This is a genomic window from Labrys miyagiensis (assembly GCF_030160835.1).
GTDB lineage: Bacteria > Pseudomonadota > Alphaproteobacteria > Rhizobiales > Labraceae > Labrys > Labrys miyagiensis.
The window spans coordinates 17,032-41,133 of the sequence record NZ_BSPC01000044.1; the positions used below are offsets into that span (position 1 = coordinate 17,032).

The following is a 24,102-nucleotide window of genomic DNA, read 5'->3' on the forward strand; positions in this document are numbered from 1 at the left end:
TAGATCGCATGCGGAAGCCGGGCGGGCAATTAGGCGAGCGCGATAGGAATGCCTTGATGGCAATTGTTTCGTTCGGCGCCCATGGGATTGGCGTGTGCAATCGTGCAATTTAACTGCAGTGATTGAGCCTAGAGCAGAATCGCACAGACTGAAGAATATCCAGCGGCAGTGAAATAGTTTCTGCATTCGTTGGCGAGAAAGCCCGGAAGGCTTGCGGCGATTTCGTCCCACAAGTCGCGGATGGATCGCTTTGCTGCGGCTCGCAGGAGAGCCTTGAATTTGGCAAAGAGCATCTCGACAGGATTGAGATCGGGGGCATAGGGCGGCAGATACAGCAGTTCGGCTCCAACGGCCTCGATGGCCTGGCGTACGCCCGGGGCCTTGTGGCTGCCCAGATTGTCCATGATGACGATATCGCCGTGTTCGAGGGTAGGCGCGAGGATCTGCTCGACATAGGCCTTGAAGCAATCGCCGTTGACGGGACCGTCGAGGACACACGGAGCGGTCAATCCGTCGACGCGCAGAGCCACAATGAAGGTGGTGGTCTTCCAGTGGCCGTGGGGCACATGATCGATCAGGCGCTGTCCGCGCTTACACCGGCCATAGTGGCGCGCCATGGCGGTTGAAGCCCATGTCTCGTCAATGAAGACCAGGCGCGCGAAGGCCTCAGCCAGATTTGGCTGCCGCGCCACTGGCGGCGCGCCGCCGCGACATCGGGGCGCTTTTGTTCGCTGGCATGGATCGTCTTTTTTTATATGTCAGGCCCAGACGTCTGAGCATGTGCCACATCCGAGCATGGCTGATGGCAACCCCCAGTTCTGTCTTGGCCCAGGCCCGCAAGTCCACGATCCGTGCATCAGGATTGGCCTCGAGCTTGGCGCGTAAAGCGTCCTCATGGTCCGCCAGCTTCGGAGGAACGTGATTGCGCTGGGGCCGGGCACACACCTCGCCTGTCTCACGACGGCGAGCCGCCGCCTTGTAAATGTAAGACAGGCTGACTTTGAAGAGCGGCTCCATCACCCGTTGGAGGTGCATTCGACCATGTCGGCGACCAAGCCATTCGAAGAGCGTAATCATAGTGGTCGGTCTTACGGTTACAATCACTGGATGCACTTCCTAAACCCGTCACGAGAGGCATCTGCTGCAGCAGTGCAAACATTGTCTGCCGGCGCTGAAGTCACAAATCTCGGTCGGAAGGTGCTCTCAGCACACGGGCACATTCAGTCCGAGGCGTTGTCTGGCTATATGGCAGCAAGCCTGACGTAATCCGTCTTGGTGTTTGGCGCGACAACGTTGCCTAAGTCGTGCGCTGGTCCACGATGATGGCACTGAGTGCGCAGGCAGTAGAGAAGCCGGAAGATAGGACGGGCGCGGCAGTGCGAGGCTTGCCGATCCGTCCAAGCTGCGGCCGAACTGTGCCAGTGAATGAGAGCGGACTCCGCGCCTCGTTCACACCGCGAGGCGCTGATCGATGTGGCGGTTGCCGCTCTCGCCCAGGCTCGCGACGCGGATGGTGCCGGAGATCAGCAAGGTTGTGAACAGGCGGTCACCGATGTGCGACGGGCGCTCGGTCCCTGGATGCTGTTGCGCTCGCCACCCCAGCCGATGTCTCCATCCAAGGCAACGAATTATCCTTGTGCTGATGCTCACGCCCGAGCATCCTGAACAGCAAGGCGACGATCCATTCGCCTCGGTGATCGAGGGCCACATCGCACCTGCGCCCCAAAAGACAACGAGCGGGATATGAGACCAGCGTGCGCACGTTTCGGTCATTTGGTCACGCCTTTGCTGCTCGCTGCCACGCTTCTTTGCGTCGAAGGCGCACCTGTGAGGGCGCAGTCGAAATCGCCTACGGCCCCGGCCGTGACACAGCAACTGATCGATAATGTCATCGATGCAATCAGCGCCGCTGTGGTGGAGAAGCTCAAGAAAGACGGCACCATTTCGACCAAACCGGCTGAGCCCGCGGCACCTGTCGACGAGCCGGACCCGGCGGCCGACAGAGCGACGGCTTTTGTAGCGCAGGCCGAAGCCATTCTGGGTGGTTATCCGGCCTTGGGGCACAATTTGGTTCGCATCCCGGTGATCCTTGACAAGGGCGATAGTGGCGGGCGCAGTCTTGGGACCTTCCTGATGATGCTCGGCGTGGCCGCTGCGGCAGCGCTCGGGGCCGAAGCCCTGCTGCGCAGAAGCTTTGCCCGTCTGCGGTGTCGGCTCGCGGGTGAGCTGACCCGTACGACTGATTTTTGGCCGCTCCCCGTACTCGCTTGCCTCGATGCGCTAAGCTTGGCTGCTGTCTGGCTCGTCGGCTACGGATTTGTCGGCATCTGGTTCCGGGGCACCGACGAACAGGCCCGGCTCGCGGCGGCGGTCGTTTCCGGAGTCGCCTTTTGGCGGGTCTATATGTTTTCATTGCGAATTTTCCTCCAGCCCGGGCTCTCGGCCGCGCGACTGGTGAAACTCGGCGATGCCGACGCATGGGCCGTGTATTGGCGGCTCTCGGTCGTTGTCGCCTTGGCCATGGCGTTCCGGCTCGTGTTTCGTATTTTGACTGCGATCAAGGCTCCTCCCGAGGCGATCTCGGCTTGGCAGTTCTCGACGAGCTTCATCGCCCTTGGCTTGTTGCTTTGGGCGGCACTCAGTTCGCGGGAACCCATCGCGGCCTGGTTCACTTCCATGGCTGATCCGGCCAAGGCGGGACAGTTCAAGCTTGCAGTTGCTCGGAACTGGCTGGTGTTCGCGGTTCCGCTCTTCATCGTCTTGTTCCTGGCGCAAATTTACGGAGCGGTCACGCAACACTTCGTCGTTGCCGCAGTGCTGCTCCTAACGCTCAATCTCTTGATCGCTCTCCTTCTGTTCGAGACCCTGCTCCAGTTCGTTGCCACCCGGGTTTCCAGACCCGCCGAATTGTCGGCGCGTGCGAAGCCGCGAGCGCGGGACGTTTTCGTGCGCTGCACGAGGGTAGCAGTTTATCTCGTCGTCATTTTCGCAATCGCGGGAACGTGGATCGTCGACGTTCTTGAGCTCGTCGACATAAACCAGTGGAGCTCTGCCACCCACGCCGCGCTCACGGCCGGAGGGACCCTGTTTGTGGCCTATGTTTGCTGGGAGGCCATTCATTTCCTGATGGACGCTTATATCGCGCGCAATTCCCCGTTAGCACCTGGTGCGGTCGCCGACGAAGGAACACCGCCCCCAAGTGCGACCCGGCTCGCGACGATTTTGCCGCTGCTGCGAATTGCGTCGGTCACTCTGATCTTCGTGGTCGCCGCCCTGGTTGCCCTGTCCCAGTTGGGCGTCAACATTACGCCGCTGATCGCAGCCGTCTCGGTCCTTGGTCTGGCCGTGTCGTTCGGCAGCCAGACGCTGGTACGCGACATCGTTTCGGGAATCTTCTATCTGGCCGACGATGCGTTTCGCGTCGGCGAGTACATCGACTGCGTCAAGGCAAAAGGTACCGTCGAGGGGTTTACGCTACGCTCGATCAGGTTGCGCCATCAGAACGGCCAGATCTTTACGGTCCCCTTCGGCCAGCTTGGCCAGATCACCAATTTCAGCCGTGATTGGTGCACCATGAAATTCAACCTGCGCTTCGCCCGCGACACTGACGTCGAGAAGCTCCGGAAGACCGTGAAGAAGGTCGGCCTTGCGATGTTGGAGGACCCGGAATTCAAGGACGAGTTCCTGCAACCGCTGAAGTTGCAGGGCGTGGCTGACGTTGCCGACAACGCCCTCGTCATGCGCTTCAAGTTCACGGCCAGGCCGAATATTCCAACCGTGATCCAGCGCGAAGCAATGAAGCGCCTATTTCCTGCCTTCCAGGAGGCCGGTATCGAATTCGCAAGCGCCACGGTTTCAGTGCAGACGGTCAGTGGCCAGACCGAAAGCCAAACCGCAGCCGGGGCCGCGGCAAGTGCTGCAATTGCCCAACAGATCACCGCGCAGGCGCGAATTTGAGCAGTCCACCGTGCAAGGCGGTCGGCGATCGGCAATTTGGGGGTCGGAACAAGATTTGCTCGCTCGGGCACGCTGAGCGAATAGCGTAAGTATTTCAGACAGTTGGGGGATCACTCGTTCAGATCCATTTGAGTTGCGTTATGAGGTCTGTACTCCGCCTTGATGTCGAATGTCGGGTTTTTTAGGCCTTTTCGCTACCTTGCCCGCGAGCTCGGATCATCTGGTCTGTCAAACGGCTTGCAAAACTGCCCCTGGATCGGCGCCCAAAATATGCACGCCGGTTCACGGTTCAAGCGCTTCACCACAAGAGAGGGCACTTGCGAGATGAATTTATTGCCGGAAAGTGGCCAGATCGCTCAAGTATTCTCCCAGGCCACAGCCCCGGCCTTTTTGCTCGGCGCTGTGGCGGGCCCTGGCCGCCCCTTAATCCCTGCTGGTAGTGTACAGGCGGTCCTTCTCTATCCGCCGTCCTATGTGATCATCGGGCTCGCCGCGGTGCTCGCTTGGGGACTGCTCAACATCCGCACAGCAATCCTGGCAGTGGTCGCACTTGGCTTCTGCCTGGTGATGGACCTTTGGCGACAGTCGATGGAAACCATCGCTCTCGTGCTGGTGGCCGTCGTAATTTCCGTTGTGATCGCGGTCCCGCTGGGCATCCTTGCCGCCCGTCGACCGCGCCTGGAAGCTGCACTTCGGCCGATACTCGACGTCATGCAGACTGTTCCACCCTGGGTGTATCTGATCCCGGCGGTCATCATATTCAGCCTTGGCCAGGTTCCCGCGATCATCGCAACGATCATCTATGGAATCCCACCGATGCTTCGCCTGACCACGCTTGGATTCAAGCAGGTGCCCAACGACCTCCTGGAACTCGGACAGGCAATCGGCGCCCCGCCGCGGGCAATCCTCACGAAGATCGAAGTGCCCTCTTCCATGCCGACGCTCCTAGTCGGTCTCAACCAATGCATTCTGCTGTCGCTGTCCATGGTCGTGCTGGCAGGGCTCGTTGGAGCCGGCGGACTTGGTGCTGAGGTGACGCGCGGGCTCACCCGGATGGAAATGGGTCTTGGTCTGCGTGCCGGGCTGGCGATCGTCGCCGTTGCCATCCTGCTCGACCGTCTGACGCGGGCTGCACTTCAGCGAGAACGTGTACCAGCGAGCGTCGAATGAACGTGTCGGAAGGCCCGAGTTTTTCTCAACACCGCCCATAGGCAGGCCTATGACCCAGTCTATCCGGATCGGCGTCGTGGGGTGAACTCCTCTTGCGCTGTTCTTGTGCCCATAATAGAAATGATCCCTGATAGCTCGTAAAGTCCCAGGGTATATTTCTATTCTTAGGGGATCACATGCAGACGAGTGACCAATTGCGGGCAGCGCGCGCGCTCATGAGGTGGGACCAGAAAGACCTGGCACAAAGGTCGGGTGTCTCAGTCCCGACGATCAAGAGATTGGAGGCTCAATCTGGAATGCTGTCGGCAAATGTGCCGACGCTCGCCGCGATCCGGCGCGCCCTCGAAGCCGCGGGCGTGATCTTCATAGCCGAGAATGGCGAGGGGGCGGGCGTGCGTCTGAGGAAGCAGTCCGCTCAGTCAGCGTCCCCTGAAAACGATCTGGTTGTGGAGTTCGAGCAGACTTCCGGCGAATGCTTCGCCACCTGCGACGGTGTCCGAAAGTTCATGGGCGTCTTTGAAACGCGCGAGCTCGCGGAGACCGCTGCCGAGGAATATCAAAGGGAGCTCGATTGGCACAAGGCGAAGCTCGAACATCCCAAGGGGTAGGGCTGGCTTCAGTCTCGGCCGAAGGCGGCCCGCAAGTGTGCAGCCAACTTGAAGCACCACCTCGCCGGCCCTGGGCGTTTTTGGCGGAGGGTGAAGGAATCGAACACATCACCGTTGCCGGGGCACAGCTTTAAGGCTGTTTGCTCACCATGAGCGCCACCCTCCGAACTTCTCAGTAGATAACATAATAATATTGCTATCGCCAGGCAATATCTACAAAATTCAGATGTAGAAACTTCAAGTTTTAATCGCCAATTCACCCCGGTTGCGTCGCTTCTCTTGTCCACTGCCAGGTGGGTGTTTTCACTAAACTAACCGTTTCAGCGTTGATGCCTTTCAGTTATGCAAGCTAACCGTGATTTACCCGATGAGCGGCCGGGGCGATTATGCGGCAGTCGAACTGCTTAATTCCGGTTGGCGAGCGCAAGACCAAAGAAGCAGAAGTTGCGGTTCGGGATTCTTCCAATCTCGCCCAACGATCTGCGCCCCCAGGGTGTCCATTACCGAGACAATTCTTGGGATAGGAATGTCAAGCTGGTCCGCCTCGAAATCGATGCGGGCTAAAGCAAATGCGTTCAGGCAGGAGCGGATTTCCAAGTCAGCGCATTGGCATCAAAGGCATTCTTGCGACTCCTGGTGATTCGATCTGAAGGCAAGACGCGCTAGCGGCCCATCTTTGCCGAAGACTGCCATCTTCGATGACATCAGGTCTGAGTTCACGCTCACCGAAATATAATCTTTCCATTGAGCCGCCATCTCCTCAAATAATTCAGCCATCTCGGTGGTCATAGACCCGAGAGACGCTTTCTTTCGTACCGAATTCATAGGATAATTCACAACTCGTTGATGATTAAGGTAAAGTCATACTCTAAAAAATCTAAAGTAGTATCGATACATACCTACTTGTCCGGATTTATAGGCGTGCATATCGCCGAACCGACAACTGCAAGATAACGCAGCGTCGCCGCTACCTCCTTTTTAGGCAGGCAACTGCCAGAAAGTTCGAATGGTGCGGCAATCCCGGCCGGCTTATTGCAGCACTACCGGCCGTGATCGGCCAGACTGTCTGTCCCGACCGGGGCGATCTGGTTGGGCCACCGCGCAGAAAAACGAGCGGCCCTGGTAGCAGAAGTAGCGGGAGACAATAGTTGCGTTTCATACGATGGGCGGCACTGGCCGCCGATTTTGACGCCAAGCTTGCTTCAAGCGGATTGGGGCTTCGCGAATTGGCGGCGCAGCTTGAGACGTCGCATTCAAACCTCAGCCGCCTTCGCAGCGGTGGTCACTGTTCCGCCGAATTATTTGTGGTCGTGTGCTTGTGGATGAATAAGGATCCGCGCGTTTATTTGAGCTAAGCGCCCCGCCTTGGCAACTATCAAGCAGGCTCGGCTTCATCCCCCTCAAGATCTTCTTTGCTGTAATCCCCCTAACTCGGCACGAAACGACTTTCCCAGTCAGGCGGGAGAATGACGCCCGTTGGATGCCCGAGGGCTTAACCTGACTTCCCGAAACCGGGCATTGCGCCCGCAATCGCGGCCTTCGCGCCAGAGCGGGAATTAGTCCTGTACCAGGTCGTGGATATTCTCTCCGCCGAACCCGAGACTATTTCAATCTCCGGCTGCAAAGACGAAGAATCCGACAAAAACCGGCCGGGAGGTGAGCCGGAATATCAATTGGAATAATCATTGACAATGACGATATTTTGCAATGATCATTGCCGAAACAATCGTTGGGAGGACTCACGGTGCTTAGAATTGCGGTCTTGGGCTGCGGCCGGATTGGGCAAATGCATGCTTCGAATATCGCGGCACATCCACGGGCCCAACTCGCCGGCGTGTTCGATGTCGTGAGTGAGGCAGCTGCGAAGGTCGGGGCCAAAGAGGGAGCACCGGTCTTTCGAAGCGATGAGGATTTGTTCGCATCGAAAGATGTCGATGCCGTGCTTATCGCGAGCTCGACGAGCACGCATGCCGATTATATCGAGAAGGCTGTCGCCGCTGGCAAGCCGATCCTGTGCGAAAAGCCGATCGATCTCAGCCTGGAGCGAGTGGATCGCTGTGCCAAGACCATCGCCCATACGAACTTGCCGATCATGCTGGGCTTCGTCAGGCGGTTTGACCCCACCCACCGGGCCACGCGCGCCGCCATCCGGAACGGCGACATCGGCGATCTGCACCAGATCGTCATCACCTCCCGCGATCCCGGCATGGCGCCCGCGGCCTATATCGAGGTCTCGGGCGGCATCTTTCGCGACATGACGATCCATGATTTCGACATGGCCCGTTTCCTGCTGGGCGAGGAGCCGGACACGGTGAGCGCTGTCGGAAGCCGGCTGGTGAACACACCGCTTATGGAGCGCTGCAACGACTGGGACACTGTGTCGGTCATCCTCACCACGCCATCAGGGAAGCAATGCCTAATCCTGAACTCGCGGCAGGCGGCCTACGGCTACGACCAGCGCGTCGAAGTGTTCGGCAACAAGGGCATGGCCATTTCGGAGAACCGGCGAACGCATGAGTCCGTGCGTTTCACCGGTGAATTCACGTCCCGCGGGGCGCCCTACCTCAATTTCTTCATCGAGCGATATGCCGAGGCGTTCAATGCCGAAATCGGCGCGTTCGTCGATGCCGTGGAAAACGGCACGCCGCCGGAAGTGGGGTTTGAAGATGGCCGCCTGGCGCTGATGCTGGCCGAGGCGGCCGGCAGGTCCATCCGCGAGGGCCGACCCGTGAAGACCAGCGAGGTTGCATGAGCATGTACCAGAATTTCGGCCTGTTCATTGACGGCCAGTGGCGCGAGGCGTCCGACAAGGCCCGCGCTCCGGTCGTAAGTCCCGTGCACGAGCGGGCGCTGGGCGAGGTGCCCGTCGCCACGCCTTCGGATACGCAAGAGGCGCTCGAAAGCGCCGCGAAGGGGTTCGCGCTCTGGAAATCGAGGACGGCCTTCGAGCGCGCGGACGCCCTGCACCGCATCGCGGACGAGATGCTTCGCCGCAAGGACGAAGCCGTCCGGATGATCTCGAGCGAAACGGGCAAGCCGCTCGTGCAGTCCGAACGCGAATGGGGCCTGGCCACGGATCAGTTCCGCTGGTCCGCCGAAGAGGCCCGCCGCATCTATGGCCGCGTGATCGAGACCAGGGTGCCGGGAGGCCGCTTCGAAGTCCTGCATGAGCCCGTCGGCATCGCTGCCGCCTTCACGGCCTGGAACTTTCCGGCCGCGCTGGTCGCCCGCAAGGTCGCGCCTGCTCTTGCCGCCGGCTGTTCGACGATCGTCCGCCCCTCGAGCCAGACTCCGGGCACCGCCATGGTCATGGTCGATTGCATCAGGGCCGCCGGCATCCCGGCCGGTGTCGTCAGCCTCGTCGTCGGCCCGACCAGCACGACCTACACGCCCATCATGGCCTCCGCCGCGGTGCGCAAGGTGTCCCTGACGGGCTCGACCCGCGTCGGTCAGCAGATGATCAAGGACGCGGCGGAGACGGTGAAGAAAGTCTCGATGGAACTCGGCGGCAATGCACCGCTCATCATCTATGACGACGCCGACCTCGACATGGCGCTCAACCTCTCCGTGCCGACCAAATATGCCAATGCCGGCCAGGTCTGCGTGACGCCCGACCGCTTCTTCGTTCACGAGAGCATGCATGACGCCTTCGTCGAGGGCTTCGTTGCACGCGCCAGCGCCCTCAAGCTCGGGGATGGTCTCGACAGCGCAACGCAGATGGGACCTCTCATCAACAGCAAGCGCCGTGAAGAGATCGAGGCCATCGTCGCTGAAGCCGAAAAGGCCGGGGCGAAGGTGGCGACCGGCGGCCGCGCCCCCTCCTCCTTCAACGCCGGCTTCTTCTTCGAGCCGACCGTGCTCACCCGGGTCGAGGACGGCATGCGGGTCTTCGCCGAGGAGAATTTCGGGCCGATCGCGGCCATAACGCCCTTCTCGACGGATGACGAAGCCATCGCGCGGGCCAATGCCAGCGACATGGGGTTGTCCGCCTATGCCTTCACGAACAGCCCCAAGCGGGCTCGGCGCACCGTCGCCGAGCTGAAGGCGGGCATGGTCGGCATCAACAGCTTTGCGCTGGCGGCGGCGGAGGCTCCCTTCGGCGGCACCAAATATTCCGGGATGGGCAGGGAGGGTGGCACGGAGGGTATTTCCGACTACCTCGACACCAAGCTGGCCCAGATCGTGTTTTGAGGAGGCACCCGTGATCAAGAACAGACTGAAGGAGATCTGGGCGCAGGGACGGCCCACGATCAACGGCTGGCTCTCGATCGGCAACCCGTTCACCGCCGAGATCATGGCCGCGCAGGGCTATGACAGCCTCACCGTGGATGTGCAGCACGGCGCCCTCGACTATTCCATGCTGCTGCCGATGCTCCAGGCCGTGCGGGCCTCCGGTGTCGTTCCGATGGCCCGGGTGCCCTGGCTCGAACCCGGCATCATCATGAAGGCTCTCGACGCCGGCGCCTATGGCATCATCTGCCCGATGGTGAACACGGCCAGGCAGGCGGCCGAGTTCGTGAGCTATGTGCGCTATCCGCCGATCGGGCAGCGCAGCTTCGGGCCGACACGCGCCAATTTCTCCGCGGGCGCGAACTACGCCGCCGAAGCCAATGACGAGATCCTCGGCTTTGCCATGGTCGAGACGGCCGAGGCCATGACGAATCTGGACGCGATCGCCGCCACGCCCGGCCTGGATGGCATCTATGTCGGACCGGCCGACCTGACCTTCAGCCTGCACCAGGGGCGCCTCGCCCCGGCCTTCGATCGTGAGGAGCCGGAGATGATCGAGGCGCTGCAGACGATCGTGGCGGCGTGCAAGAAGTCGGGCAAGATCGCCGCCCTGCATTGTGGAACGCCCGATTATGCCAGGCGCGCCATCGAATGGGGCTTCGACATGACCACGGTGGCAGGCGATTCCAGGCTGCTCGCCGCCGCCGCCGGAGCGAGCGTCGCGCGATTTCGGGAGCTCAACGGCAAGCCGGCCACAGCGCCATCGGCGGCGAAGTCGGCCTATTGAAAGCGAACGGCCGGGGCCCGCCCTTCACTCATAGAGTTTAGGCATCGCCGCCACGGGAATCTCTTCCCGGCGCCCAGACTTCAGCGATTGCAGGCCGGCCTCGGCCACGCGGGTGGCGGCGTAGCCATCCCAGGCGCTTGCGCCGTTGGGCCGGCCCGACCGGATGCCCTCGATCCATCCCTGCGCCTGCAGGCGATAGGCATCCTGGAAGCGCGGGCGCCAATCGACGGGATAGCTCGTCCCCTGCGACAGGGCGTGGTTGACGACACCGTGCACCGGTCTTTGCAGCTCGACCGTGCCCTTCTCGCAAACGAGTTCGCCCTTCACGTCGTAGCCATAGGCGGCGTCGTTGAAGACCTCGATGGTCACGAGGGTGCCGCCGGCGCCGTCCAGCACCAGGAACACCGGCGCGCCGGGCGATTGAGTCGATAGGCCGGCCGGCCGGAACACGGAAATGGCGGTCAGGTCGCCCGAAAGCAGCCAGCGCGCGATGTCGAATTCATGCACGGCGGAATTGGCGATGGCCATGCCGCCGTCGAACCAGGGCGGCGCGGCGACGTTGCGATGAATGCAGTGGAACAGCAGCGGCTTTCCGAGCTGGCCCGCGGCCAGGTGGCTCTTCATCTCCACATAGGACGGATCGAAGCGGCGCATATAACCCACCTGCACGAAGCGGCGGCCCGCCTTCACCTCGGCGTCGATCAGTTCGAGGCATTCCCGCGAGGTTGGAGCCAGTGGCTTCTCGCACAGCACCGGCTTGCGGGCAGCCACGCAGGCGAGTGTCAGGTCCTTGTGCGTGCTATCCGGCGACGCGATCAGGACGGCATCGACCTGTGGATCATCGATGAGGTGCTTCGGATCGCCGGCCACGTCGGCGGCTCCGACCTCGTCGGCGATCTGCCGCGCGCGTTCCCCATTGGCGTCATGGATGCTGCGGATGCTCGCTCCCGCGACCTGCGAGGCGATCGTGCGGGCGTGATCGGTGCCCATGACGCCGACGCCGATAATCCCCAACCTGACAGTCATGCCTTCTCCCCCGACGCCGGCTCTGAACCGGTTCTATGCCAGCCAACACGACGTACAGACGCCGAGCCAGGCCCCCTGCCCTCCGCGCCCTCCGCCGACAAATCCCAGTCTCAGGCGGCGGGTCGGCCGGAGGTAGGACTCATGATGAAATTTACCGTCCATTTTCCATCCCATGTCCCGGCAGATGGTCGATCGACGTGAATCGCGCCCGATTCTTTCGCAACGACTATTGCTGAGATACATCTGTGTCAATTATCATTTCATTAGGCCCGCTTTCGGCCCTTGCCCTCAGGGGGTCATAGCCTCGCAAATGTCATTAGCAATTCGATTGCAATATATGTTGCAAAAATAATAAAAAAGAAATAATCATTGCAAAAGAATTTAAGTCAGTGGCGCTTTGCGGGCCAACGAGGATCGTACTATTCATGATCCTGCGGGACGCTCATGCAACATGGACGAAGTGCATCGATAGTTGCAATCTCCGGTTGATGCGCCATGAATAGACAAACAAGAAAATAATCAGGGGGAACAAGGTATGACATTGCTGCAGCTGAAGTCCGTCTCAAAAAGCTTCGGCGCGATTAAAGCATTGACGGATGTCGAGTTGACTATCGGTAGGGCTGAGATCGTTGGCCTTATGGGAGACAACGGGGCTGGCAAGTCGACCTTGGTCAAACTGATCGCCGGCAATTTCCCGCCGAGCTCGGGCGAGATCGTCCTCGATGATGAGGTCGTGCATTTTCACAAGCCGGTCGAGGCGCGGGCCAAGGGCATCGAGGTCGTCTATCAGGATCTCGCCCTCTGCAACAATCTTTCGGCGGCGGCCAATGTCTTTCTCGGCCGCGAAATCAAGAAACAGGCTGGTCCCTTCCGTTGGCTCGATCACGGCGCGATGATCAAGAAAGCCGGCGAGCTTTTCAGGGAGCTGAAGTCTGAAACGCGCCCGCGTGACCTTGTCCGGCAGATGTCGGGTGGGCAGCGTCAGGCGGTGGCAATCGCCCGCACCCGGCTCTCGAAAGCCAAGATCGTGCTGATGGACGAGCCAACCGCCGCGATCAGCGTCCGGCAGGTCGCCGAAGTCCTCGGCCTGATCCATCGCCTGCGCGATGCGGGCATCAGCGTGGTGCTGATCTCACACCGCATGCCGGACGTTTTCGAAGTGTGCGACCGCGTCATCGTCATGCGCCGTGGCCGCAAGGTCGCCGACAAGCGCATCTCCGACTCCTCCCCCGAAGAAGTGACCGGTCTGATCACCGGCGCCATTCACGCCGCCTGAGGTCGCCATGTCCACGCCTCCCGCCAACAAGCAGAACACGCCCGCCAGTGCTCCGGTGGCCAATGTCTCGATCGAATCCGTGCTCTCGGTGAAGGAGAAGACGCTTTGGCAGACGTTGGTCGCCAGCCAGGCCTTCTGGGTGACCGTCGCGCTCATTATCATCTGCATGATCATGTCGATCCGCGAACCGCGCTTCGCCACGGAAGACAATTTCTATAACATCACCCGCAACTTCGCCTTCATCGGCATCATGGCGCTCGGCGCCACCATCGTGATTATCACAGGCGGCATTGACCTTTCGGTCGGCTCGACCATGGGCCTGGTGGCGGTTGCCTGCGGGCTGGCGCTGGAAGGAGGTTACCCCTGGTATGCGGCTGTCATTGCAGGCCTTGCCGCCGGCGGCGTGGCGGGAGCCATCAATGGCGGCCTCATCGCCTATGTGGGTCTCTCGCCCTTCGTGGTGACCCTCGGCATGCTTTCGGCGGCGCGCTCGGCCGCCGTCGTGCTCTCCGGCAACAGGATGCTCTACAATTTCGGTCCGGGAGGCGCGGCCTTCAAGTGGATCGGCGCCGGTGCGGTCCTTGGCATCGCCAACCCCGTCTGGGTGCTGGCCATCCTCACTCTTACCATGTTCGTGGTGATGCGCATGACGACGTGGGGGCGGCATTTGCTTGCCATCGGCGGCAACGAGCATGCCGCCAACCTCACGGGCGTGCCGGTCAAGCGCATCAAACTGCAGGCCTACATCCTTTCCGGGATAAGCGGCGCCATCGCGGCGATCCTGAGCGTGGGCTGGGCCGGCTCGGCGATCAACTCCCTGGGCACGGGCTACGAGCTTCGCGCCATCGCCTCGACCGTGATCGGCGGCGCGAACCTGATGGGTGGCGAGGGCGGTCCCTTCGGCGCGTTCATCGGTTCGGCTCTGCTCGAAGTGATCCGCAATTCCCTTCTCATGGCCGGCGTCGACTCCAACTGGCAGGGCGTCTTCGTCGGCAGCTTCCTGGTTCTCGCGGTCCTGCTTGAACGCATCCGCGGCAAACGACGCGAATGACCGGCCGAAGCCGGCGTCGTGTGAAACGCCCAAGACGGGGCACAACACCTCTGGAGGAACGATGCTAAAATATCTGCTGACTTCGGCGGCCATCGCCGTAAGCCTTGCCGCGACCGCTGGCGGCGCCAGTGCCGGAGGCAAATATACCTTCGCCCTGGTGCCCAAGAACACCAACAACCCGTTCTTCGATCAGGCCATGGCCGGCTGCAAGAAGGCGGAGAAGGAACTCAATGGCGCCATCGAATGCCTCTATGTCGGCCCCGGCGAGCATGGCGGCGGCGACGAACAGGCCCAGATGGTGCAGGACCTGATCACCAAGGGCGTCGACGGCATCGCTGTTTCCGCTGCGAACGCTCCCGCGATCGCGGCTGCCCTGCAAGGCGCGGCTGGCGCCAAGATCCCGGTTCTGACCTGGGATTCCGATCTGCTGCCCGACGCCAAGGGCGAACGGGCCGCTTACGTCGGCACCCATAATTACGAGATCGGCGTCAACCTCGCCAAGGTCGCCATGAAGATCAAGCCGAAGGGCGGCAAGATCTGCATCCAGTCCGGCGGTGCGGCAGCAGCCAATCACAACGAACGCATGCAGGGCATCCGCGACACGCTGTCGGGCAAGCAAAGCGCCCAGGCGCCCGGCGATCGCCTGACGGGCCAGAATGGCTGGACGGAAGTCGATGGCTGCCCCCTCTATACGGATGACGACTTTCCGAAGTCGGTGCAGCAGCTCGAGGACATTCTCGGAAAGTATAACGATCTCGATGCCTTCATCCCGACGGGCGGCTTCCCCGAATTCCTGCCGGACGCCTATCGGCAGGTCGCCAGCAAGTACAAGGACAAGATCGCTTCAGGCGCGCTTGCCCTCGTGGTTGCCGATACGCTGCCTGTGCAGATCGACCTCCTGAAGGAAGGCCTGGCCTCTGGCAATGTCGGCCAGCGTCCCTTCGAAATGGGCTACAAGGCCATGTATTTCCTGAAGGACATCAAGGACGGCAAGGCTCCTCCGCAGGACCCGACCTATACCGGCCTCGATGTCTGCACGCCCGACAATGTCGCCACCTGCATCGGCGGCACGAACTGACGCAAGGGACCGCCAGAATCCCCACGGGCTTCCCCTGAGACAAACTTCGGCATGCCGCCCAGCTAACATTGCGTGGCATGCCTATGCTAAAGCAAAATGCGACCAGGTAGGAGCGGATTTCCGAGTTTGCACATTAGGATAAAAAGCATTTTGCGATTCTTGGTGATTCGATCTGAAAGTAAAACGCGCTAGAAGCACCATCGGGCGCGGCACTTGTGAGGGCCGTGGACGAATTGGAAAAGGGAATATTCATGGGCGCCGACAGTGTCCCGCAAGACTACGAGGACCTCATTCGGATCATCCACGACAAGTATGACGGGATGAGCAAGGCCTATCAGAATATTGCAGTCTATCTTACGCAGAACCCCAATGATGTGGCGGTGATGTCGCTCAACGCCATTGCCGAGACCTGCGGCATCCACGCGTCGAGCTTCGTGCGCTTCGCCCAGATGCTGGGCTACAAGGGCTTCAAGGAAGTACAGGCGGTTTTCCAGCGGCGGCTCTCGACCGCGGCTCCCGGCTTCCAGGCCCGAATCAAGGTTCTGGAAACCGAACTGAGCGACCGCGAGAATGTCGGCGGCTGGGGCTTCCTGCACGATCTGGTGCTTCGGGATATCGACGCGCTCCAGGAACTGTTGAACCAGACGTCCGGCGAGACCATCGAAAAGGCCGTGGATCTCATGGAGAAGGCGGACACCATCTACCTGGTGGGCCAGCTCCGCTCGGCGCCGATCGTCGATCTCACCCGCTACATCCTGACTATGCTGGGCAAGCGCACCGTCCTCCTCGACGCGAGCGGCGGCCTCGCCACGCACGTTGCCGGCACCATGCGACCCACCGATCTGCTCTTCGCCGTTTCGTTCCGGTTCTACGCGACCGAGGTGGTCAACATCGTGGAACAGGCTGCGGCGCGCGGCCTGCCCATCGTGGCGATCACCGATTCAACCCTTTCGCCGTTGGCAAAGAACGCCACGGTTCTCTTCGCGGTGCCCGAGCACCAATATACGTTCTCGAGATCCCTCGCGGCACCGATGTGCCTGGCGCAATCCCTGACGGTCGCGCTTGCCGCGCGCCTGCAAAAGGCTGCGGTGCCCCGCATCCCGATCGTCACGCAGCCGTAGCGTTTCCATCGATCATGATATCTGCCGCAAAAGTCTCGCTTTAATCGGGACTTTACGATGGACGAGTTGCAAACCGCGCTACTGCCAATGGACATATCATAGTGGGATATGAGCTTCACATTACCCGGAAAGAAAACTGGTTTGACGAAGCCCCAGACATCACACCTGGGGAATGGCTCGCATTTGTAGGTGGCGACTCCGAAATGCGGCATGACGGCTTCGCGGAAGCTCCCGTTGGCGGCGGGAAAATGCTACGAATAGAAAGCGAAGACATCAGTGTCTGGACCGCCTATTCGGGCGGTGCGAGCGGTAGAAACACGGCATGGATCACTTGGAGCAACGGCAACATCGTTGCAAAGAATCCAGATAGAGAAATTCGTCAGAAAATGTGGCGCATTGCACAGTTCTTCGATGCCAAAGTCCAAGGCGACGATGGGGAGTTATACGGCAAAGACGGCGAAACGATCGAAGTGATTAAGCCTACAAGAGTTGAACCTCGATCTGATACACCGGCGGTCAGCCCACGACGCCCTTGGTAGCGTTTTTGGTAGAATGCTTGTCGCAAGGAGCGTCACCAGCCCTGCGGTACTGGCGGCAGCGAGTTGCCGGGTGATCGCGGCACCGAGGCCCTGCGCCGAGCCGTGGGTCCGCGAACAGATCAATCGCCAACACTTCGCCTGGCATCCTCCTCCGCCGGTGACACACGCCGTTGGTGTTCATCGACACAAAAAGAGAACGGATCTTGACTATCGTTCGTTGCCGTGCTTTATTCCCTAACGGAATGAGGCGTCAGCAGCCGGCGCAAGCGCAACCCGGCCCCGAACGCTTCCATCCACCCGATGCCTATCCAGGCGATAGGCGCGCGGCGGTCCTGCTTCTTTCGAAGCCGGCTTCCAGGGGTGACGAGCGGGACAGACGGGATCGGCACCCCATGGAAGTGCCACGCGATCCCGGGACGGAGCGTGAAGGGCTTGAGCCCGGCAACGCCTTCGTCCCATCTCCCGCCGATGCGGTGAAGACGGTTCATGCCACTGTCCGGCCAGGACTGCAGCGCTGAGCCCCTTTACCGAGCCGGCTGGCTCAGGTTCGGATGGTCCGTGCCATCCGCTCCCGGCTCGCCTCTGCCTTCAATAGGCGGAAAAACAGGTGGCCTTGCACGCCTTGTCAGCGTGAAGGGCAGCCGGAACGGGGCGATGGCGGCCTGCACCGACAGTGCGGCCTGCATCTTCCATGATCTTGCTTTCACGGCTGCCCGGCAGCCGCCATCGCCCGGTCTCTTCATCAACCCAGCCCGGGAGGGCGTGGGAACGAGAGCGTTTGGGAATTGCGGTGGCAATGCAGTTGCACGCTTTCCCTGACTTTTGCGAGTGACTTTGGCGGCAGGTTCAGGTTGCGCTCGCGTCTCAGGTGGCGGCCAAAATCCGACCGGCCTTCAAACCGACTCTTCACAAAACACTTTATCCTGCGCTCTCAAATAATTGCAGGACGACAGATATTTCACGTCAATGCCAACGCCTCCGCCGGTACCGGCATCGGCCCGGCAGAGCCGCCCCACACCGTCTGGTCGTAATTGACCACGGCGCCCGTCATCAGGCCGGCGTCGTCGGATACGATGAAGTTGACCGTGCGCGCCGCCTCCTCCGGGTCGACCAGGCGTCCGAAGGGCAGTGCGGCGGTGGCCTTGGCCTCCCAGTCCGGATCGCCGGTGGCCGCGGCCTGCAACTGACGTTCATGATCGGACGACATCCAGCCGACATTGAGCTGATTCACGCGGATGCGGTTCTTCATCACCGAAAAGGCCGTGTTGCGCGTCAGCGTCGCCAGTGCGCCCTTGGAGGCGCAATAGGCGTTGATGAAGGGCTGCCCCGTATGTTCGGAGATCGAGCCGATGTTGCAGATCGATCCGGGGATGCCGTCGCGGATCATCAGCTTGATCGCCTCCTGCATCAGGAAATACGGCCCGCGCACATTGGTGGCGAAGATGAGGTCGAACAATGCGGGGGAAGTATCGAGGATCGTGCCCCGATCCGTGCAGGCGGCGGCGTTCACGAGGACGTCCACCCGGCCGTAGACGCGATCGGCTTCGGCGATGGCATGCCGGCACTCCTCGACGTCGGCAACATCGGCCTTGACGAAGTGAACGGGGACGCCGGTCTCCGACCTGACCTTGTCGGCCACGGCCTGCCCCTTGGCTTCATTGCGACCGAGCGTCACCAGGCCGGCTGTGCCGGCGGCGGCGAGTTGCCGGGCGATCGCGGCACCGAGGCCCTGCGTCGAGCCGGTGACGACGCAGACCCTTCCATCCATGCGATTCATGATGTCAATTCTCCACCGTATAGCCGGCCGCGGCCATCACGCGCAGCAGCTCCTTGTGCCCGATCCCGGCCATCTTGAGCGGCGGGCTCTTGATGGGATCCTGCTCCGCCTCGACGACGAACCAGCCCTCATAGCCATGGGAGGCCAGGCGCTTCACGATGGCCTCGAAATCGAGCGAGCCGTCTCCGGGAACCGTGAAGGCTCCCTTCACCACCGCATCGAGGAAGCTCTCCTTGCTGCGATCGAGCCCATCAACCACTTCAGCCCGGATGTCCTTGGTATGCACATGCGAGATGCGAGCATGGTGCTTGTCGATCACCCGCAGGACATCGCCGCCCGCAAAAGCCATGTGTCCCGCGTCGTAGAGCAGCGGCAAGGCCTCGCCCGAGTGCTTCATCAGGAGATCGAGTTCTTCCTCGGTCTCGATCGGCGCCGCCATGTGATGATGGTAGCTGATCGGCATCCCCTCCCCCGCGCACCATTCGGCGAATTCAGTCATCTTGCGGCCATAGGCCTTGATCTCGTCCTCGCTCAGCCGCCGCTTTGTCGCGAGCGGCGCCGAGCGGTCACCCTGGATGGTGCCGGCGGTCTCGCCATAGACGATGCAGGGAGCGCCGACCGCCTTGAAGAGCGCCATCTGGGTGGCGACGCGGTCCTTCTCCCTGTCGAGGTCGCCGTCGAGCAGCAGGCCCGAGAACCAGCCGCCGCACACGCTCATGCCGTGCTTGTTCAGCACGGGCTTGAGCTCGGCGGGATCCATCGGGAAGCGACGGCCGGTCTCCATCCCCGTGAAGCCGGCCTCGCGGGCCTGGCGCAGGCACTCGTCGAGAGAGACGTCGTCACTGAGCTCCGGCAGGTCGTCGTTCCACCAGGCAATCGGCGCGATTCCAAGTCTCGCTTTCATAAGAGTCTCCAACGTGTAAGTAACGGTTTATCAGCGCGGGGGGAGCGGCGGTTAGACGCCGACCCGCTGGTGCTTGCGGCCGGCGACTTGCGCGTCATGCGCCTCGCGCACTTCCTTCCGCTCGCTCGTGGCGGGAACGCCGACATCCCACCAGGCATCGCCCGGCGTCCATGTGAAGGCATCCGACACGATGGTGATGACGGTGGTGCGGTCGGTCGTCTTCGCCCATTCGACGGCCTGGCCAAGATCGGCGAGGCTTTCCACGCGCCGCGTCAGCGCGCCCATGGCCTCGGCGTGCTTGGCGAAATCGACCGCGAAGGGCTCCTTCACGCGGCAATCCTTGATGAGATTGTTGAAGCCGGGCGTGCCCTTGGCATTCTGCAGCCGGTTGATCACGGCATAGCCGCCATTGTCGCAGACGATCAGAATGATCTTGTGGTCGCTGAGGACCGTCGAATAGACGTCCGAATTCATCATCATGTAGGTGCCGTCGCCGATCATGACGATAGGCGTGCGCGTCGGGTCGGCCATCGCAGCGCCCCAGCCCGCGGAGATCTCATAGCCCATGCAGGAAAAGCCGAATTCGCAATCGAAGGTGTTGGGATCCTTGACGCGCCAGTTCTTCATGACTTCGCCGGGCAACCCGCCGGCGGCGGTGATGAGCAGGTCCCGATCGCCGGCCTTGGCGTTCACCACGCCCACGACCTGGGCATAGGTCGGTATCGGATCGTTGGTGGGTTTCTGGAAGCCGTCCAGCATGTCGTTCCATTTGGCGAATTCGGACACGCCTCTTGCCGTCCAGGCTTCGGGCGCCTTCCAGTCATCGAGCGCGGCTTCCAATTCCTCGACGGTCTCGAGGGCATCGCCCACCACCGCCAGCGCGCGGTGCTTGGTGGCATCCCACCGGCCCGCGTTGATCGAAATGAACTTTGCCGCGGGGGAGAAGGCGGTCCACGAGCCGGTGGTGAAATCCATCAGCCGCGTGCCGACGGCCAGGATCACATCGGCCTCCCCGGCGAGCGCATTGGCGGATGTCGAGCCAACGATGCCGATCGGCCCGACATGGGCGGGATGGTCATGCGTCACCGCTCCCTTGCCGGCAATCGTCTCGGCCAGCGGAATTCCCCGCTTCTGCGCGAAATCAGCCAGGGCCTCTTCCGCGCCCGAATAGCGCACCCCGCCACCGGAAATGATCAGGGGGCGTTTCGCCTGTCTCAGGATATCGACCGCTTCCTTGAGGCGATCGCGATCGGGCCGGGCTCTCGGTATCCGGTGCACGACAGGCTCGAAGAACGCTTCCGGGTAATCCCATGCCATTTCCTGCACGTCCTGGGGAAGTGCGATGAAGGCGGGCCCGCAGTCGGCGGGATCCAGGAGCACGCCGACAGCCTGCGGAAGCGAGGAAATGATCTGCTCGGGATGCACGATGCGATCCCAATAGCGCGTCACCGCCTTGAAGGCGTCGTTGACGTTGATGGTGGGGTCGCCGAAATGCTCCACCTGCTGCATGACGGGATCCGGCCGGCGATTGACGAAAGTATCGCCTGAGAGCAGCAGCACAGGCAGGCGATTGGCATGGGCGACGCCGGCGGCCGTCACCATGTTGAGGGCGCCAGGCCCGATCGAGGTTGACGCAACCATGATCTGGCGCCGACGCTTGGCCTTGGCAAAGCCGACGGCGGCGAGCGCCATCGACTGTTCGTTCTGGCCTCGCCAGGTTGGCAGCGTGTCCTTGACGGCTTCCAGCGCCTCCGAAAGGCAGGTGACGTTTCCATGCCCGAAGATGGCGAAGACACCCGGGAAAAGCGGCACCTTCGCGCCATCCACGACTGTGAACTGGTTGCACAGATAGCGCACCAGGGCCTGGGCCATGGTGAGACGAATGGTGGCGGACATCGTATTCCTCCCTCGCAAATGCGATTTTTATACTGCGTACGAAATGATTATTGACAAAGCAAGATAATTGCAATCACCATTGCATGAGCTGTTCGAAAGGAGCAAGAGCCCGGCTGTCGCCGAGCTGGCGCGGCTCCTTTCAATGACTGGTCATGACACGATCGAGACAGCCAGTCGTTAGAATTGGCCGGAGGAAACGATGCCGCACATACTCGTCGCAGGCAAACTGCATCCGAGCGGGATTGCGCTTTTGCATGCCGCGCCCGGCGTGACGTTCGATTATGTCGAAGACGTCTCGGAAGCCAGCTATGCGCCTCTCATCGCCCCCGCGGACGGCCTCGTCATTCGCACCCAGCCCCTTTCAGCGCCCACGGTGGCGCGTGCAGACAGGCTGCGCATCGTCTCCCGCCACGGCGTCGGCTACGATGCCGTCGATCTCCCGTCGCTGAACAGCAAGGGTATCGCCCTCTCGATCGTGGGCGATGTGAACTCGATATCGGTGGCGGAGCACGCGATGATGCTGCTGCTTGCCTGCGCCAAGCAATTGTTGCGGTCGGACCATTCGATACGAGAGGGCAACTGGAGCTGGCGCAATCGGCTCGAGGCCACCGAACTTTTCGGCAAGCATCTTCTCATCATGGGTTTCGGCAGGACGGGGCGGCGACTGGCCAAGCTTGCCGACGCGTTCGGCATGGAGGTCATGGCTTTTGACCCCTACCTCCAGAAAACCGGCTGGCCGGAAGGCCCGATTGCCCCCGTCAGCGACCTCATGGCCGGTCTCGGTTGGGCGGATGCCGTATCTGTCCACATGCCGAGGGGAGAGCGGCCTGCCATCGGCGCCCAGGAGCTGGCGGCCATGAAGCCATCCGCCATTCTCGTCAACACGGCGCGCGGCGGCATCGTCGACGAAGCCGCGCTGCTCGAGGCGTTGCGCGACGGCACGATCTCGGCTGCCGGCCTCGACGTCTTCGATGACGAGCCCCCGCTCGCCGACCATCCCTTGTTTGGGCTCGACCAGGTCATCCTGACGCCGCATATCGCCGGCCTGACGGCCGAATGCGCCGAACGGATGGCCATTTCCTCCGTGCAGAACGTGCTCGATTTCTTCGCCGGCACGATCGATCCCGCACTCGTCGTCAACAGAGAATATCTCAATGGCAAGCCATAAAGGGCAGCTCAGGATCGGCCTTATCGGCACCGGCTTCATGGGCAAGACCCACGTCTTCGGGTTCGCCGCGGCCCAGCGCGTTTTCGATCTTCCCTATGAACTCGTGCTGCATACGGTTGCCGACCGCACCGACGAGCTCGCCTCAGCGGCGGCGCAGGCGCTGGGTTTCCAGAAAGCCTCCAGCGATTGGAAGAGCCTGGTTGCCGATCCCGATATCGACGTGATCGACATCACCGCGCCAAACGCTTTTCACAAGGAGATGGCGCTGGCCGCACTGGCCGCCGGCAAGCATGTCTATTGCGAAAAGCCGCTGGCGACCACCGCAGCGGACGCCGCCGAGATGACGCGGGCCGCCGAGGCCGCTGGCGTGCGCACCCAGGTCGGCTTCAACTATCTGTGCAATCCGCTGTTTGCGCTGGCGCGCGACATGATCCGCAACGGCGAGCTCGGTGAGATCCGCAGCTATCGCGGCATTCATGCCGAGGACTACATGGCGGACGCCGACAGCCCCTTCACCTTCCGGCACGATCCGGTCGGCGGGGGCGCCCTGGCGGATCTCGGCAGCCATGCACTGGCGACGGCGGAGTATCTGCTCGGTCCCATCGCGAGCGTCCAGGGCGACGCCGTCACGGTCATCGACTCCAGGCCTGACGGCAAGGGCGGGCAGCGGGCTGTCGAGGTCGATGATCTCGGCCGGGCCTTTCTGCGCTTTGCCAATGGCGCCTCCGGCAGCCTCGAGGCGAGCTGGATCGCTACTGGCCGCAAGATGCAGCATGATTTCGAGGTCTACGGCACCAAGGGTGCCCTCGTCTTCACGCAGGAGCGCTTCAACGAGCTGAACTTCTACGACATGGCTGACAAGCAGGGGCGACGCGGCTTCCGGCGCATCGAGGCCGGCCCCGACCATGCGCCCTATGGGCTGTTCTGTGTTGCCCCCGGCCACCAGCTTGGCTTCAACGATCTCAAGGCCATCGAGATCGCCGGCTTCGTCGACGCCATCGCCGGCAAGCGTCCCGAGCCTTTCAGCTTCAGGTCCGGCCAGCGCATCCAGGAACTGGTGGAAGCAATACAGAGATCCGCAGTGGAGAAACGATGGGTGGAGACAACCTGACGATCAACGGGCCGGCTATCGGCTTCGAATGAACGGCTCTGTTGCTGCGCTCCCTCGGGGAGTGCCGCGCCATCTGGGTATGGACGAGGTTTCGCACTGTTTGGTCGCGCCGGGAGCGTCGACCCTAACCGCGCCCACAAGGGCGCAACCATGGAGGGAACTGATGAAGTCTTACAAGGGAATGACGGGTCTTGCCCTGACGAGCTGCGCCACCCTGGCCTGCACGCTGGGCCTCCTGGCCGGGCCGGCGGCGGCGCAGGACAAGCAATACACCATCGCCATGATCACCCACGCCCAGCCCGGCGATACCTTCTGGGACATCATCCGCAAGGGCGCCAACGCCGCGGCCAAGAAGGACAACATCAAGCTGATCTACTTCGCCGACCCGACCGCGACCAAGGAA

Annotated in this window: 19 protein-coding genes and 3 pseudogenes; 16 read left to right on the forward strand and 6 right to left on the reverse strand. The window is 61.7% G+C overall.

Annotation, left to right across the window (positions count from 1 at the left end; all coding sequences use genetic code 11):
• Nucleotides 1-128: 128 nt before the first annotated feature.
• Nucleotides 129-1,077 (reverse strand): annotated as a pseudogene (locus tag QQL24_RS20640) (IS630 family transposase).
• Between the two features lie 372 nt (nt 1,078-1,449).
• On the reverse strand, nt 1,450-1,650 hold the full coding sequence (locus QQL24_RS20650) for a hypothetical protein (RefSeq protein ID WP_284314182.1): 201 nt from the start codon (nt 1,648-1,650) through the stop codon (nt 1,450-1,452).
• A gap of 213 nt (nt 1,651-1,863) precedes the next feature.
• Here QQL24_RS20650 and QQL24_RS20655 point away from each other — a divergent pair, with 213 nt between their 5' ends.
• The 7 genes and pseudogenes from QQL24_RS20655 (at nt 1,864) to QQL24_RS20680 (ending at nt 10,752) form a co-directional block, all read left to right on the forward strand.
• Nucleotides 1,864-3,957 carry a mechanosensitive ion channel family protein gene (locus QQL24_RS20655; protein ID WP_284314183.1) on the forward strand — a complete coding sequence of 698 codons (2,094 nt, stop codon included), beginning with the start codon at nt 1,864-1,866 and terminating at the stop codon, nt 3,955-3,957.
• Nucleotides 3,958-4,116: 159 nt separating this feature from the next.
• A complete protein-coding gene (locus tag QQL24_RS20660) occupies nt 4,117-5,127 on the forward strand; it encodes an ABC transporter permease (RefSeq protein WP_284314184.1) in 1,011 nt (336 codons plus the stop codon).
• 176 nt (nt 5,128-5,303) lie between these two features.
• A pseudogene (locus QQL24_RS36465) lies at nt 5,304-5,420 on the forward strand (helix-turn-helix domain-containing protein); the annotation flags it as partial.
• A gap of 3 nt (nt 5,421-5,423) precedes the next feature.
• Entirely contained in the window at nt 5,424-5,735 is a 312-nt protein-coding gene (locus tag QQL24_RS36470) for a hypothetical protein (RefSeq protein ID WP_348536477.1), read from the forward strand.
• Between the two features lie 1,744 nt (nt 5,736-7,479).
• Nucleotides 7,480-8,487 carry an inositol 2-dehydrogenase gene (gene iolG, locus QQL24_RS20670; RefSeq protein ID WP_284314185.1) on the forward strand — a complete coding sequence of 336 codons (1,008 nt, stop codon included), beginning with the start codon at nt 7,480-7,482 and terminating at the stop codon, nt 8,485-8,487.
• Nucleotides 8,484-9,926 carry an NAD-dependent succinate-semialdehyde dehydrogenase gene (locus tag QQL24_RS20675; protein ID WP_284314186.1) on the forward strand — a complete coding sequence of 481 codons (1,443 nt, stop codon included), beginning with the start codon at nt 8,484-8,486 and terminating at the stop codon, nt 9,924-9,926. Before iolG ends, QQL24_RS20675 begins: the two co-directional genes overlap by 4 nt.
• Nucleotides 9,927-9,936: 10 nt before the next feature.
• Entirely contained in the window at nt 9,937-10,752 is an 816-nt protein-coding gene (locus QQL24_RS20680; protein ID WP_284314187.1) for an HpcH/HpaI aldolase family protein, read from the forward strand.
• 24 nt (nt 10,753-10,776) lie between these two features.
• Here the strand turns inward: QQL24_RS20680 and QQL24_RS20685 are convergent, their stop codons facing one another.
• Nucleotides 10,777-11,778: a Gfo/Idh/MocA family protein gene (locus QQL24_RS20685; RefSeq protein WP_284314188.1), complete on the reverse strand. Its 1,002-nt coding sequence runs from the start codon at nt 11,776-11,778 to the stop codon at nt 10,777-10,779.
• A gap of 535 nt (nt 11,779-12,313) precedes the next feature.
• On the opposite strand from QQL24_RS20685, the gene QQL24_RS20690 reads away from it, so the two are divergent.
• From QQL24_RS20690 to QQL24_RS20715, 6 genes are all read left to right on the forward strand, one after another.
• On the forward strand, nt 12,314-13,054 hold the full coding sequence (locus QQL24_RS20690; protein ID WP_284314189.1) for an ATP-binding cassette domain-containing protein: 741 nt from the start codon (nt 12,314-12,316) through the stop codon (nt 13,052-13,054).
• 7 nt (nt 13,055-13,061) lie between these two features.
• Nucleotides 13,062-14,105 carry an ABC transporter permease gene (locus QQL24_RS20695; protein ID WP_284314190.1) on the forward strand — a complete coding sequence of 348 codons (1,044 nt, stop codon included), beginning with the start codon at nt 13,062-13,064 and terminating at the stop codon, nt 14,103-14,105.
• Between the two features lie 61 nt (nt 14,106-14,166).
• On the forward strand, nt 14,167-15,183 hold the full coding sequence (locus tag QQL24_RS20700; RefSeq protein WP_284314191.1) for a substrate-binding domain-containing protein: 1,017 nt from the start codon (nt 14,167-14,169) through the stop codon (nt 15,181-15,183).
• A 251-nt stretch (nt 15,184-15,434) separates the two neighbouring features.
• Nucleotides 15,435-16,304, forward strand: a complete 870-nt coding sequence (locus QQL24_RS20705) for a MurR/RpiR family transcriptional regulator (protein ID WP_284314192.1) — start codon at nt 15,435-15,437, stop codon at nt 16,302-16,304.
• Between the two features lie 101 nt (nt 16,305-16,405).
• Nucleotides 16,406-16,843, forward strand: coding sequence for a hypothetical protein (locus QQL24_RS20710; protein ID WP_284314193.1), 438 nt, complete (start codon nt 16,406-16,408; stop codon nt 16,841-16,843).
• 392 nt (nt 16,844-17,235) lie between these two features.
• A complete protein-coding gene (locus QQL24_RS20715) occupies nt 17,236-17,361 on the forward strand; it encodes a hypothetical protein (RefSeq protein ID WP_284314194.1) in 126 nt (41 codons plus the stop codon).
• Between the two features lie 440 nt (nt 17,362-17,801).
• On the opposite strand, the gene QQL24_RS20720 is transcribed toward QQL24_RS20715, so the two are convergent.
• Genes QQL24_RS20720 through iolD form a run of 3 tightly spaced genes read right to left on the reverse strand, consistent with a single transcriptional unit; the run spans nt 17,802 to nt 21,420 of the window.
• A complete protein-coding gene (locus QQL24_RS20720; protein WP_284314195.1) occupies nt 17,802-18,620 on the reverse strand; it encodes an SDR family oxidoreductase in 819 nt (272 codons plus the stop codon).
• A 4-nt stretch (nt 18,621-18,624) separates the two neighbouring features.
• Nucleotides 18,625-19,524, reverse strand: a complete 900-nt coding sequence (gene iolE, locus QQL24_RS20725) for a myo-inosose-2 dehydratase (RefSeq protein ID WP_284314196.1) — start codon at nt 19,522-19,524, stop codon at nt 18,625-18,627.
• Between the two features lie 51 nt (nt 19,525-19,575).
• Complete coding sequence (gene iolD / locus QQL24_RS20730) at nt 19,576-21,420, reverse strand: 3D-(3,5/4)-trihydroxycyclohexane-1,2-dione acylhydrolase (decyclizing) (protein ID WP_284314197.1); 1,845 nt, start codon at nt 21,418-21,420, stop codon at nt 19,576-19,578.
• Nucleotides 21,421-21,619: 199 nt separating this feature from the next.
• Here iolD and QQL24_RS20735 point away from each other — a divergent pair, with 199 nt between their 5' ends.
• The 3 genes and pseudogenes from QQL24_RS20735 to QQL24_RS20745 form a co-directional block, all read left to right on the forward strand.
• Nucleotides 21,620-22,588, forward strand: coding sequence for a hydroxyacid dehydrogenase (locus QQL24_RS20735; protein WP_284314198.1), 969 nt, complete (start codon nt 21,620-21,622; stop codon nt 22,586-22,588).
• Nucleotides 22,575-23,699: a Gfo/Idh/MocA family protein gene (locus QQL24_RS20740; RefSeq protein WP_284314199.1), complete on the forward strand. Its 1,125-nt coding sequence runs from the start codon at nt 22,575-22,577 to the stop codon at nt 23,697-23,699. Before QQL24_RS20735 ends, QQL24_RS20740 begins: the two co-directional genes overlap by 14 nt.
• 163 nt (nt 23,700-23,862) lie before the next feature.
• Nucleotides 23,863-24,102 (forward strand): annotated as a pseudogene (locus QQL24_RS20745) (hypothetical protein); the annotation flags it as partial.

Bases quoted from the DNA above. Each gene is read 5' to 3' on its own strand.
- QQL24_RS36470 (WP_348536477.1), top strand. From the start codon at position 5,424: ATGCTGTCGGCAAATGTGCCGACGCTCGCCGCGATCCGGCGCGCCCTC.
- QQL24_RS20675 (WP_284314186.1), top strand. From the start codon at position 8,484: ATGAGCATGTACCAGAATTTCGGCCTGTTCATTGACGGCCAGTGGCGC.
- QQL24_RS20685 (WP_284314188.1), bottom strand. From the start codon at position 11,778: ATGACTGTCAGGTTGGGGATTATCGGCGTCGGCGTCATGGGCACCGAT.
- QQL24_RS20690 (WP_284314189.1), top strand. From the start codon at position 12,314: ATGACATTGCTGCAGCTGAAGTCCGTCTCAAAAAGCTTCGGCGCGATT.
- QQL24_RS20695 (WP_284314190.1), top strand. From the start codon at position 13,062: ATGTCCACGCCTCCCGCCAACAAGCAGAACACGCCCGCCAGTGCTCCG.
- QQL24_RS20700 (WP_284314191.1), top strand. From the start codon at position 14,167: ATGCTAAAATATCTGCTGACTTCGGCGGCCATCGCCGTAAGCCTTGCC.
- QQL24_RS20705 (WP_284314192.1), top strand. From the start codon at position 15,435: ATGGGCGCCGACAGTGTCCCGCAAGACTACGAGGACCTCATTCGGATC.
- QQL24_RS20715 (WP_284314194.1), top strand. From the start codon at position 17,236: ATGGAAGTGCCACGCGATCCCGGGACGGAGCGTGAAGGGCTTGAGCCC.
- QQL24_RS20720 (WP_284314195.1), bottom strand. From the start codon at position 18,620: ATGAATCGCATGGATGGAAGGGTCTGCGTCGTCACCGGCTCGACGCAG.
- iolE (WP_284314196.1), bottom strand. From the start codon at position 19,524: ATGAAAGCGAGACTTGGAATCGCGCCGATTGCCTGGTGGAACGACGAC.
- iolD (WP_284314197.1), bottom strand. From the start codon at position 21,420: ATGTCCGCCACCATTCGTCTCACCATGGCCCAGGCCCTGGTGCGCTAT.
- QQL24_RS20735 (WP_284314198.1), top strand. From the start codon at position 21,620: ATGCCGCACATACTCGTCGCAGGCAAACTGCATCCGAGCGGGATTGCG.
- QQL24_RS20740 (WP_284314199.1), top strand. From the start codon at position 22,575: ATGGCAAGCCATAAAGGGCAGCTCAGGATCGGCCTTATCGGCACCGGC.